Source organism: Paenibacillus gorillae (assembly GCF_000513275.1).
In the GTDB taxonomy this organism is placed as follows: Bacteria; Bacillota; Bacilli; order Paenibacillales; family Paenibacillaceae; genus Pristimantibacillus; species Pristimantibacillus gorillae.
This window is the reverse complement of sequence record NZ_CBVJ010000014.1, coordinates 1-12,248: the sequence shown is the minus strand read 5'-3', so window position 1 is coordinate 12,248 and position 12,248 is coordinate 1. Positions and strand designations below refer to the sequence as shown.

Annotated in this window: 12 protein-coding genes; 1 reads left to right on the top strand and 11 read right to left on the bottom strand. The window is 49.5% G+C overall.

The genetic code is table 11. The features are described 5' to 3' along the window. Positions 1-25: 25 nt before the first annotated feature. Positions 26-508 (bottom strand): hypothetical protein, encoded by a 483-nt coding sequence (locus TY10_RS01205; protein WP_042159762.1) that lies wholly within the window; start codon positions 506-508, stop codon positions 26-28. 171 nt (positions 509-679) lie between these two features. Next, the gene (locus TY10_RS01200; protein WP_042159761.1) at positions 680-1,336 is read right to left on the bottom strand and encodes a TerC family protein; all 657 of its coding nucleotides are present in this window, start codon (positions 1,334-1,336) and stop codon (positions 680-682) included. Positions 1,337-1,489: 153 nt separating this feature from the next. Between TY10_RS01200 and TY10_RS01195 the strand changes: the two genes are divergently transcribed. Then, complete coding sequence (locus TY10_RS01195) at positions 1,490-2,185, top strand: TerC family protein (protein ID WP_042159759.1); 696 nt, start codon at positions 1,490-1,492, stop codon at positions 2,183-2,185. Positions 2,186-2,251: 66 nt separating this feature from the next. Here TY10_RS01195 and thiI read toward each other — a convergent pair whose 3' ends face one another. From thiI to TY10_RS01150, 9 genes are all read right to left on the bottom strand, one after another. Next, positions 2,252-3,472, bottom strand: coding sequence for a tRNA uracil 4-sulfurtransferase ThiI (thiI, locus tag TY10_RS01190; protein ID WP_042159757.1), 1,221 nt, complete (start codon positions 3,470-3,472; stop codon positions 2,252-2,254). Next, positions 3,459-4,637: a cysteine desulfurase family protein gene (locus TY10_RS01185; protein ID WP_042159756.1), complete on the bottom strand. Its 1,179-nt coding sequence runs from the start codon at positions 4,635-4,637 to the stop codon at positions 3,459-3,461. The genes thiI and TY10_RS01185 overlap by 14 nt, the downstream gene beginning before the upstream one ends. Positions 4,638-4,747: 110 nt before the next feature. Continuing rightward, entirely contained in the window at positions 4,748-5,410 is a 663-nt protein-coding gene (locus TY10_RS31950) for a lytic transglycosylase domain-containing protein (RefSeq protein ID WP_042159754.1), read from the bottom strand. Positions 5,411-5,566: 156 nt separating this feature from the next. After that, positions 5,567-6,166 (bottom strand): nitroreductase family protein, encoded by a 600-nt coding sequence (locus TY10_RS01175; protein ID WP_155985649.1) that lies wholly within the window; start codon positions 6,164-6,166, stop codon positions 5,567-5,569. Between the two features lie 96 nt (positions 6,167-6,262). Beyond that, positions 6,263-7,900 carry a DUF2339 domain-containing protein gene (locus TY10_RS01170; RefSeq protein WP_042159750.1) on the bottom strand — a complete coding sequence of 546 codons (1,638 nt, stop codon included), beginning with the start codon at positions 7,898-7,900 and terminating at the stop codon, positions 6,263-6,265. Next, positions 7,897-8,565 (bottom strand): YwaF family protein, encoded by a 669-nt coding sequence (locus TY10_RS01165; RefSeq protein WP_042159748.1) that lies wholly within the window; start codon positions 8,563-8,565, stop codon positions 7,897-7,899. Before TY10_RS01165 ends, TY10_RS01170 begins: the two co-directional genes overlap by 4 nt. Before the next feature lie 706 nt (positions 8,566-9,271). Continuing rightward, a complete protein-coding gene (locus TY10_RS01160; protein ID WP_042159746.1) occupies positions 9,272-9,976 on the bottom strand; it encodes a response regulator transcription factor in 705 nt (234 codons plus the stop codon). After that, entirely contained in the window at positions 9,969-11,390 is a 1,422-nt protein-coding gene (locus TY10_RS01155; protein WP_052350277.1) for a sensor histidine kinase, read from the bottom strand. The genes TY10_RS01160 and TY10_RS01155 overlap by 8 nt, the downstream gene beginning before the upstream one ends. Positions 11,391-11,558: 168 nt before the next feature. Then, the coding region (locus TY10_RS01150) for a DUF6081 family protein (protein WP_063510415.1) at positions 11,559-12,248 on the bottom strand (690 nt) is incomplete at its 5' end.

Sequence of the window (12,248 nt, the reverse complement as noted above, 5' to 3'; positions counted from 1 at the left end):
TTTGTTCTTGCTTTCTTTCTACTTGTTACCAACGATTTCGTCTGCCGAACAACATCCAGCTTCCCGCACCGATCAGTACGATGGCAATCGCATAAATGCCCCAGCTCCATAACAGCACCAGTGCTAAAAATACGGCAGAGGAAGCGGCAAGCGCAATAGACGCCGTAAGAATAACCCGTTCTTTCGTAGAGCTGAGCAAATAATATTCGTAGAGGCCGACGGCAATACCAAAGATGAACAGCGGCCACAAATATTTAAGGGAATTCCATCCGAAAATATTGCAAACGATGAACAGCACAGCATAGACGATCAAGATACCTCCCGGTACGAGTACAGCCGCCGGAAACAATCTGCCGAAATAAAAAACATGCAGCAAAATGCCGGGAATGAGAACGAGCAGCGGCCAAAAAATTGCCCCCAAAAAGCTGAATACACCAAGTTTGCCCAGTAAAATAACGACCCCAGCCAGCAAAACTAGAATTCCAGCGGAATATTTGTTATTAGGCATTCGCTTTCCGCTCCTTACAACGTCTATCGCAAACGATGACGAAAGACGACAGTTTTTATCTTTTCTAGTTTAATGGAAGTGTGATGAAAATGCCAGCGGGAACAGAAGGAACCGCATAAAAAAAATACCGTTCACTCGGTGCATTTGTGAACGGCATGTGAACATTTTCTTTTATCGCCTTCTCATTAGCAGCCCGATTACGATCACTAACGGGATGCAAAACAGTGGTATCGCTTGTGCTGCCATCATACTGCCGTGAAAAAGAATGTCGTCCATGCCGGGATCATTTACCAGCATTCCTCCTGCCGCATAACCAAGCAAAGCTGATCCGATATAGATGAGTGATGGAACCCGTTGCAGCAGTTTTCCTAAAATGTGGCTGCCCCAAATGATCATAGGTATGCTTAGCGCAATGCCGAGCAAAATAAGTACAGGCTTCCCGTCCGCCACAGCTGCAATAGCTAGTACATTATCCAGGCTCATGATGAAATCGGCGGCGACAATCGTTTGAATCGCTTGACTAAGCGATTTCGGCTTTTTCATCGTATGAATTTCGCCGCCGCTGCCTGCGTCAACGAGCAGCTTGACCGCAATATAGAGCAGCAGCGCCGCTCCAACCGCCTGCAAATAAGGTGTTTGCAGAAGAGAGATAGCAGCCAGTGTAAGGATGCAGCGCAATCCTACAGCAGCCAGCGCCCCCCACCATACCGCCTTTTTCCGCTGATGAGGGGGTAAATGCTGACTGGCCATTGCGATGACGACAGCATTGTCTCCGCTAAGAAGCAAATTGATGAGTACAATTTCAATAAATGTAATGAGGTTATCCAACGTCGATCAACTCCTCCCTTACAACCTGTATGTCCAAGCTGCCGGGAATATGTCCTACAAAAATATTTTGAATCCATCTGAGAAGTCATCCGTACTATACCTTTGACTTCCAGTAAGTACATGCACGGGATAGAGAGGAGGGACAAGCAAAATATGGATTTATCATCAATGGAGTTTTGGTTGGCTCTGCTCAACATCGTCTTTATCGATCTCATCCTAGCGGGCGATAACGCGATTGTTATTGGCATGGCGGCGAGAAACCTGCCGTCGCATCTGCAGAAAAAAGCAGTACTCTGGGGCACGGCCGGAGCGATCGGCATTCGGATCATAGCTACCGTTATCGTTGTGCAGCTGCTCGACTTGCCTTGGCTGCATCTGGTCGGCGGTTTGCTGCTGCTTTGGATCGCCTATAAGCTTCTCGTTCAGAACGATAATCATGGCGACATCAAAGCGGGTAATACACTTTGGCAATCAATTCAGACGATTATTATTGCCGATGCGGCTATGGGTATCGACAACGTCATTGCGGTTGCCGGCGCATCTCACGGCAGCATGCTGCTCGTTATATTGGGTCTGTTGATCAGCGTACCTGTCATCGTATGGGGCAGCACATTGTTCATCAAGCTCATTAACAAGTACACCTGGATTATTTATGTAGGCGGAGGCGTTCTCGCTTATACCGCAGCCAAGATGATTACAGGCGAGAAAGTATTCAGTGCTTTCTTCAAAGAAAATGCCTACTATTATTGGGGATTCATCGTTGTAGTTGTTGCCGTCATCATTGCGGCAGGATTGCTCATGAACCGCCGCAAAAGCATGCAACATCAACAAAGCAGAGAATCCCATTAAGGGATCTCTGCTCCACAGTGCCGGAGATTATCAATCTCCGGCTATTTTTTTATTGTAAATGTAAGCTTAGAACCAACGATCCTCTCCTGCGTCTTCCGATTGAGCCGGAGCATCAGGCGTTAACGTCATTATCTCCGTGCCTTCCACGGCCTCAGCGATCAATTGATCCAGCTCTTTAATTGAAGCCTCCGTATATTCTACAACTCTCAAATTCGGATTCGTGCTTGGCGACTTCGGTAAAAATAAGGTACAGCAATCCTCATACGGTAAAATCGATGTTTCAAACGTTCCAATTCTGACCGCTTCGTTAATAATCTCCTGCTTGTCCATCATAATAAGCGGCTTGATCAAAGGCAGATCGGTAGCCCGCCCAATAACATTCATGCTGCCCAGCGTCTGGCTAGCAACCTGTCCAAGGCTTTCACCCGTTACAATGCCATGAGCGCCGTTCTTAGCCGCAAGCTCCTCGGTAATACGCAGCATCGCTCTTCTCATTAATGTAATGATCAGATTATCCTGCTTGGCTGCCGCAAGCCTAGTCTGAACCTCAGTAAACGGCACCAGATGAAGCTTGAACGGCGCACCGGCATAGTAGCTGAGACGGCGAGCAAGATCAATAACCTTCTCCTTCGCCTTCTCGCTCGTGAACGGATAGCTGTGGAAATGTACCGCTTCAAGCTCCAGCCCTTTACGCATCGCCATCCAGCCAGCTACGGGGCTGTCGATACCGCCGGATAACAAGAGCAGCGCCTTGCCGTTCGAGCCAAACGGAAAACCTCCCGCTGCCATTTCGACTTTTACGAAAATGTAGGTCGCTTCCTCCTGAACGTCAACCCGAAGCTCAACCTCGGGATTGCGAACGTCCACTTTCAATTCCGGCATTGCCGGAAGCACATAAGAGCCTACAAGATGATTCATTTCCTGCGATGAATGCGGATAGGCTTTCCAGCCCCGCTTCGCTGTCACTTTAAACGTTTTGGGCGGTGTATCCAGTGATTTCATGAGCATGAGCGAAGCTTCACGGATTTTTTCCAGGTCGTTCTCCACGCTTAGAACCGGACTGAAGGACGCGATGCCGAAAATATCTTTAATCCGGGCGGCAATCGGCTCATAGCTTTCGCCGTTTAAGCTGATCGTCAGCCGTCCGTATGTTTTAAAGTAAGTTAAGGCTTCGAATGGACGAAGCGAGCGCTTTAGCTGTTGAAGCAGCCTTTTCTCAAACTGGGAGCGATTGCGCCCTTTCATTATTAGATCGCCGTAACGAATCAGTATTTTATCGTAATTCATGTGTTGTCGTTATACCCCTTTCAAGCGGTTTAAGCTTGTCTACCATCTGTCTAAGCGCTTCGCCAAGTGTCTCCACGTCGCGCTCCGTATGCTCATCACCAAAGCTGATCCGAATGCCTCCGCTTGCCTGCGGCAAGGCGGCCCCCATCGCCAGCAGCACGCGGCTCGGTTTGCTGTCCTTGGAAGAACAAGCCGACTTGGTGGAGGCGATGATCTGCTGTTCCTCCAATAAATGAACGATAACTTCGGGTTTCATGCCGGGATAAGAAAAATGTACAATATGCGGCGCCATCTCCTGCGGATCTTCACTGCCGTTCATACGCAGCTCAGGAATGGCATTCACGATCTCCACGAGTTGACCTCGCAGCTTCTCCATTCGCTCCTTCCGCTCTTGCGCCGATTGTATGGATAAACGGAACGCCTTTGCAGATGCGACAATGCCCGGCACATTTTGCGTACCGGCACGGAAGCCGCGTTCCTGAGCGCCGCCAGTCAGCAGCGGATACAGTTGAATGCCCTCGCGCACATATAGTATGCCTACGCCCTTCGGACCTCTGACTTTATGAGCAGAACCGCTAAGCAAATCAATGCCCCAGTTCTTCAATACAACAGGAAGCTTGCCGATGCTTTGCACGGCATCGACATGGAAGATCGTTCGCGGATAGCTAGACTTGAGCATTCTTCCGATTGCCTCAATCGGCTGGACTGCACCCGTCTCGTTGTTGACGTGCATGACGCTGACAAGAATCGTCTCATCCGTCATCGCCTGCCGAAGCTGTTCCACGTCTACATGACCGGTTTGGCTGACAGGCAAATAGGTTACCTTAAAGCCTTCCCGTTCCAGCTGTCTGAACGTATCGTATACCGAAGCATGTTCGATTTGCGTTGTTATAAGATGATTGCCTCTTGTCCGATATTGCTTGGCGATTCCTTTAATAGCTGTATTGTTGCTTTCCGTCCCCCCGGATGTAAACACCCATTCCTCCGGCTTCACAGCAAACAGCTCCCCAAGCAGCGCCCGCGAGCGGCCGATAAGCTTATCGGCTTCCGCCCCCGCCCGGTGAATAGAAGACGGATTCGCATAATGGACTTTCATCACTTCCGCCAAAGTATCGATCACTTCCGGATAAGGAGGCGTTGAAGCGCAATGGTCGAAATAGAGCATGACTTTCCACACTTCTTTCCTTTATACTTCTAAAAATAAAAAGATCAACGAAGGAAAGCCGCTGCGGCTCTCTATCGTGATCCATTATCCGTGTAGCTGGATGAATCTCATTAATAAGTCGCTTGCTGCACCTTCGTTACATAACGCTGCGTTTCTTCCGGCAGCTTGTTCAGATTGGCAGCCAGCTCAGCATCTGTTGAAATACCCAGACGGTCGACCCGTCCAGGTCCGGCGTTGTAAGCAGCAAGCGCCACTTGTTCGTTGCCGTTGTATTTGCGCAGCAGATAGGATAAATATTTAGTGCCGCCATCGATATTTTGAGCAGGGTCAAGGGAATCGGTTACGCCCAGCGAACGTGCCGTCGCATCCATCAGCTGCATAAGGCCTTTTGCTCCGGCAGATGAGACCGCATCCGCTTTAAATCCCGACTCTGTGCGGATAACACCTCTGATCAATGCAGGATCAACGCCGTATTTAGCAGCAGCAGCAGCAATTAAGCCTTCATATTGCCCGTTGCCCGGAGCGGGTTCGGCACTCGCTGAGCGAAGCACAGGCGGTAAGCCTGCTAAAGCAGCGAGCGGATTGGCGGCAAGCTCTGCAGCAAGCTCTGGATCTATTGATGATGATTGATATTGGGATAAGACCGTCTCGAATAAGGAAGGAGCTCCGCTTTCGTCTTTCGCGTTAAGCGTATTGCCTGCCGACTGCGGGTCCAGACTTGGCCTGATTTGCTGTTGAATGATTTGTGTCATCGTACGCGGATCGATACTCATCTCGTCCTCCTGGCTGCTTCATAATTCAGGTTCTATAGGATGTATCGGTTTTTATTGTACATGTTTTTACAACATACGGCTAGTCCGCATAAAAAAAGAGACCATCCTCGCTGCGGATTGGAGCGCTGCGGGATGGTCTCGTCATTGGTATTTCGATTATTTATGCACTTTAACCCGTTCCTCGATCGGTTTGAACTCCTTGTCACCAGGCTGTGCAGTTGGTTTGCCGAAAGGCATTTGGGCGAGGAGCAGCCATGAATCCGGAACGTTCCACGTCTTTTTCACTTCCGCATCGATCAACGGGTTATAGTGCTGCAGCGAAGCGCCGAAGCCTTCACTCTCAAGCAGCGTCCATACGACATGCTGCAGCATGCCGGAAGATTGCATCGACCACTTTGGAAAGTTGTCGGCATAAGAGGGGAATTGCTTCTGCAGCCCTTCTACGACCGTATTGTCTTCGAAAAACAACACGGTACCGTAGCCATTCTTAAATGAGCCCAGCCTCTCTGCCGTCGAGCTGAACTGGTCGGCGGGCACGATAGCGCGCAGTGCCTCTGTTGTAATATCCCACAGCTTGTTATGGCTGTCTCCCAGCAAGACAAGCACATTGGCGCTTTGCGAGTTGAAGGCAGAAGGGGTATATTTTACCGCATCGCTAATAAGTGCAACAGTTTTCTCATCCGGCAGCACCTGCTCCTTGCTGATACCATAATAAGTGCGTCTTGATTTTACAGCCTCCAAATAAGCATTCGATATCGCATTCGTCATTATGCAGCCTCCCCTAGGTAAATACGCGAACAGACGCGTTTCGCAGTTAGAATCCCCAGAAGCATGAGCGGTATGAATGACGGATTAAGGAAGCTGATTCGGGTCTGGATTGGGATTGGGATTTGAGTTGTGGTTCTGGCTCTGATGTTGCTTCTGTTTCTGTGCCTCCCCTTCTCCCCACTTGTTGTTAATCCACGAAATCGCAAACGAAATGACGCCAAGCAGCAGTAATACGACAACTTTATAAAGGCTTTCTTTACCACTCAAATCCATAAAGATCGCTTTGACGGCCACGAGAAGAAGAACAGCGGAACCGAACCACCGGAACCAGGATTCTCTCCGATAAGCGCCCCAGAGGAATAGCAGCAGCGCATAGACACCCCATGTCACTGTTAGCGTAAGCTTCATATAAATACCGGACGATCCGTTAAAGTATTCCGTAAAAATATTTTCGATTTGACGCGTGAGCAGACCTCCAATAATGAGATGCGACAATGTGGCATATATGTTGGCCAACAGCCGGTTCGATCCTGCTTTCAAGCCCGACATGTTCATGCTGGTAGCATAGTAGAAGCCGATCGCCGCAAGCAGCATCCAAGCAACAGCACCCCAGTTCAAGAAAGGAATGTACACACCAAACCATTCACCCCGCGGCGTGCTCCAAGTCACGATATACCAGTAAAAGCCTACGATTATCCAGATTGCTACGGAAATGAGATTGGCTGCAAGCCATTTGTTAATACGTCCGAGCACAAGGAGTACGATACTAATGATGCTCCAGACAAAAACGTTGACCAGCGGCTTAATCTCCATGCCATTGCCCGCCTGATTCAGAGCCAGCAGGAAAAGCAGAAGGCCTACCGTCCAATAGACGGAAACAGCGGCATCCACCTTATGCACAAGACGGTTAACGACGAATCCGGACAGCATGAAGACCAGACCGATGAAGATGAGCGGATAAGCGTAATGAAGATCGTTTTTCCAGATCAGCAGCGCCCAGAATCCGAACAGCACGCCGTTTGCCACACTGAGGTACAGATTAAGACCGTCGAAGCTAAGCTTGTTTTTCCATGAGGATACAAGAAAAGCGATTTGATAGAACAGGAAAGCGGCAAGCGCATAACGGATCGGCATGCTCCAAAACCCGTCCAGTAAAGGATTGAATTGAAAGAAATAAACGGTGTACAGCAGCCAGCTGCCGGCAAATGCAGCCGTCCGAAGCTCTGTCCAGCCCTTAACGATGCTGAGGTAGAGAAACGCGCAATTAATGACAAGAAGGTAGACAAACAATGCGAATACTTGGTCGGTTTCTGGTCTCATCGTAAGCGGTGACAGCAAGCCTCCCAGTAAAGCGATGTTCATTAGCAGCCTAGAATCGAACCGGTATGCATACACAGCTGCCGCAATTGTAATGACCGACATGCCAAGAAGAACCGTCATTGAATCCCATAACCCGTAGAAAATGCCGGAGAACGATACCGTCATGTACAGCAGAGAAGCGCCTAGGCCCATGACGATTTGGCTAACGATCGGCCGATGCTGCAACCGGAACCCTGCGATGGCAAGACCTGTTCCGAACAGAAGGCCAAGCCCGATTTTCATCGAATCGTTAATCCAGCCTCTATCGATCGTGTACTTAAACAGTGTAATGCAGGCGATCAGGACAAACAGCGCACCCAAGAGCGACGTTCCATGCTTTTTAATCAGCGTTCCGTAATTCATATTTCATTCCTCCTATTTGTTGACCATTCCATGATTTTCATTAAACCGAGCAATATTAGAATTAACGCGATTACGACAAGCTCCAGCTGCAGCAAATACCAGGGCCAAGGGCCAAGCAGATCCAGTAACGAAGCCGTATCGGGCTTACGCGCCAAAAACATAAAGTTCGTAGTGCCTGTTGCGGTATTGGTGATGGCTGCCGGGACAGCCAGCAAGTGCAGCCATACATATGCTCTGACCGCTGATTTAAGACTTGGCCGGTAACGCTCCACTGCTGCCCAGAACAGACAGGCTGCAATAATGCCAATATGAGCGGCGTAAAAATGAAAGTAGCGGAAATGCGGGAAGTTGTAATCCAGGTTAGGTGTCAGCAGCGCTTGCAAGGCGCCCAATATGCCGAGAAAGAACACGACATCGCCCAATTTGGCGTTTCGGCTAATGAGCAGTACGGCTGAAAATAACACCATCATGCTGCAGAGTTGAAACGGAAGCGCATGCACGCCCCAAGTGCCCCCCAGCACATACCAGCTCTGAAAAGACAGCTCACAGGCCACAAGCAATGCCGCGAGCGTACATCGGACTGCTTTGTTGGTTCCCGGCTTTCGAAGCGGCTGCCGCAATAGTATAATTGCTGCCGCGACAACTAAGGTTACTAACCACACCATAGTGAATTCCTCGCTTTTCGAATTACTTTGATAGCTTCATTTTTATGGAAAAAGGGCAAAAAAAATAGTACCAACTTTAGTTGGTACCTGGTCAGCAGACCTTCCTGATCCGCGCCGATTCTCGCTTCCTCTATAGTTATCCTAAGTTACCTACTGTAATTTCGGCCATCCTCTTCGCATTTGAAAACGCGCAGAATTGTGCCTAACTTCTTGCACTCGCATTCCACAAAGGAACAAAATGCAAAAGTACATTTTGTTTTGCCTTATGTGGCCCAAAACCGCCCTCAAAATGTAAAAATACATTTAAAAATTTTGAAATCCGGTTTATTAGCGCTAATTGGGTCGATCAACCTGCACTTTTGCATTTTGATGCGATAAATCGCCAATTTCGCAGCAAACAACCTGTATTTTTACATTTTGACTCATTCTCAGCCGCCACTCATCCTCATCTGCCATGACTACAGATGTTTAGTGCTCGATTGATTAGTACGGACCACTAGGGGAACGTGACGCTATTCTGCAACAGCTATCTCAAGAACTTTAAATAGTGTATGGTCCAAAGTAGTGTGTGGTTCAACGTGGGTGAGCGGAGCGTTTTTAGTTCAGGATGACTTTGCGCAGATTCGACCCATTTGTCATCGCGAACGCGATAGAAAAATGGGAATCAAGTACGGCAGCATGAACCAAAACGCGCAGCGACCCCGGTCTACACGCTACCCTCATCGTTATCACGCTTAAACAACCCCATAGCCTTCGCTTCGCGGGCAGCTTCCTTGGAGCCGCTAAACTGCAGCTTCTTCAGCACGTTGTTAATATGGTTTTTAACCGTACGGACAGAAACAACAAGCTTGTCAGCAATCTGCGTTTGCGTGTAACCCTCATCAATCAGCTCTAGAAGCTGTAACTCAGCAGGCGTGATACGGTCGCTCATTTTCTTGGCTTCAAACTCTCGCTCCAGCTTTTTCAGCCGGCGGAATTCTTCCCGCATTTGCTCGGCGGCCGCAGCACTTATCGTCGACTGCCGTTTTGCTGCGCCCCGGATCACATCCGGCAGCGTTTCAAATTCGGACTTGATCTGATAATCGATAGCCCCCGCTTGAAAAGAACGTAAAATGAGTTCCTTTTCCTCCATTGAAGTCAGCATAATGACACGCGCTCCGGTTGAGAGAGCAACGGCTTCGGCCAATCGAACACCTTCCGGCTGGCCTTGCAGCATAATGTCCATCAGAACGACATCCGGCGGTGCCAAGCCCTCTTCGAGCGCCTGTTCGACCTCTTCTGGCGTACTGGCGGTAAACACGAGTGAAAATCCCGGCTGTCCGCCCAAATAAGCGGTTAATCCGCGCAGCCAATCTTTATCGTCCTCCACGATCCATATTCGGATCGGCTCTATGCCTTGCCCGTTATCCATTTGCTTCCCTCCCTTCAATAACCGGCGCTTCGGCTTCCGGCTCTATTCTCACCGCACGCACCGCATTTTTTCTAAATACGAGATTCACTGACGTCCCCTCACCCCGCCGGCTGGCGATTTGCAAGGTGCCGCCATGCTTGCGCATAACGTTATAGGCATAGGGCAGGCCGAGGCCAAAGTTGGCTCCGTCACCGCTTTTTGTCGTAAAAAACGGCTCCAGCGCCTTTACCGCCTGTGCTTTTCCCATGCCGGGACCCGTATCCGCGATCCGAATCCATAGCTCCCGTTTCGTTTCCTTAAGCTGAACAACAAGCTCGCCGTCGCCCTTCATCGCTTCCAGCGCATTGGAGATTAAATTAGACATGGATTCCCCAACCTGCGCAGGATCGATCGTCACTCTCCAATCTACCTCCGGCAGTTCAAGCCGCAACCTGATGCTGCCGAGCATCGGCTTAAAGGATTCGATTGTCTTTTCGATAAACGTATTAAGATCGACAGCAGTCGTTCGCAGCTGCAAATCCTCCGTCCGCCGGTGAACCCGGCCAATCATTTCCTGGATGTGGCGCGATGTATGTAAGACCGTCTCGACGTCTGCAAGCAGCTCCGTTTGCCCTGTCTCGATGGCATAGGCTTTCATTTTTTCGCCGAACAGCCTCATTTTCCCGACGTCGTTTTTGATCGCATGATTGAGGATGGCCGTGCCTGATGTCACTGCCCGAAGCGTCGTATCCAGCCTCCGCCGCTCGATCAGAATTCGGACACCCATAAAGCCGTAAGTGAACATCCCAATCAGGAACACGGCTACACCGATACTTACGAACCAAGTATTGTACACCCACATGCGCAGCATGCCAAAGCTAGGCAGCACATAGCTCATCGTCATGCTAAGCAGCACGGTCGGAAGCACCGCGAGGCATACTATGGCATGCTTGCGCGCTTGCGAAGCCAGTCCATTGCGTTTTAACAGTACATTGACCGTCCCGAACAGCATATACGGAACCGCCCACCACACAACAATTTTATAGGTAACCGGATACAGCTCGTTATAGCCTGGGGTGAACAGCAGACATAAGGCAATCGGCACAAACAGCAGCAGAGGAAGCGTAAGGCCAAGTCTCGTCAACGGCTTAATCGGACGATAAGCAAGCGAGAACAACAGAAACGTATAAGGCAAGCCATAGTAGGAGGTCAGCGAGGAAGCAGCCTGCATCATATACAGCATTTGCACGGCTGTTTCGCTGGAGGAAGAAACTGCCTCCACATGCGGAATAATCGTACCGTCAATAACTGCGGCCAAAGCGCCTGCACCGCCTGTAAATGCAACCCCGCTCAGCCGCCGGTTGATCGCCGATCTCGAATCGGATAAAAGCAATATTAATGCAACGCCCCATAGCGCGATCAACACGAAAAGCATCGGTGCAGCTCCTTTTTATTCATCTAGGTATCTTTAACCATAGCGTTGATCGGATTGGGTCGTCAACCCTATGTCTACATTCATTTGGCGAAAAAAAACGGACCCGCGTTGTTAAAGCCTTCGCGAGTCCATTTGCCGTCAATAATTTCCTGGGTAATTATTCGTTAATTATTCGGTTACAGTAATTGTAATGGGCGAATACTCTCCAATTACAGTCTGCCCATGAATCGACACGCTGCCCTCTGGCGTCAGGTCCTTCTCCGTCATAATGCCCAAAGCAACAGTGAACTGATTGAATTTAACCGGCACGCCTTTTTCCCTGCGCACTTCCCGGCCGTTGACGAAAAACACAATTTCATCTTCTGCCCGATTATAAGTGATCTTGTACGTATTAAACTCTCTAGCGTTGAAATCTTCTGCTTCTTTAAAAATGCAAAAAAAGCGGGTCTTGTCCGATTCCGGCACAGGAACGCCCGGGAAAGGCAGCACAGCATAGACACTTGCGTATTTATCATTACCAGCAAAGAAATCCAGCGCTCCGCCAGTTGTGAAGTCGAGCAGATTTAATGAGACATAACCGTCGTATAGATCTCCTGGCACCGTGTTTTGCGAACGGGCACGAATTTGCAATTCAAAGCTGATCTCGCCATTCTCCGGCACTTCGACCGGTTTCGCCGAGTAGTACATATGCTTCGCATTATCAAGAATTTGAACTCCATCATGCTTACGGCTCAACGGCGCTCTTACATAAAGAATGCCGTTCCTTACGATAACGACCGCATCAGGCTCGCGATATTGCCAGAACGAGCCGTCAGGAAGCGGGAAACCGCCGATCGTCCATACTTTACCTTCATCCAG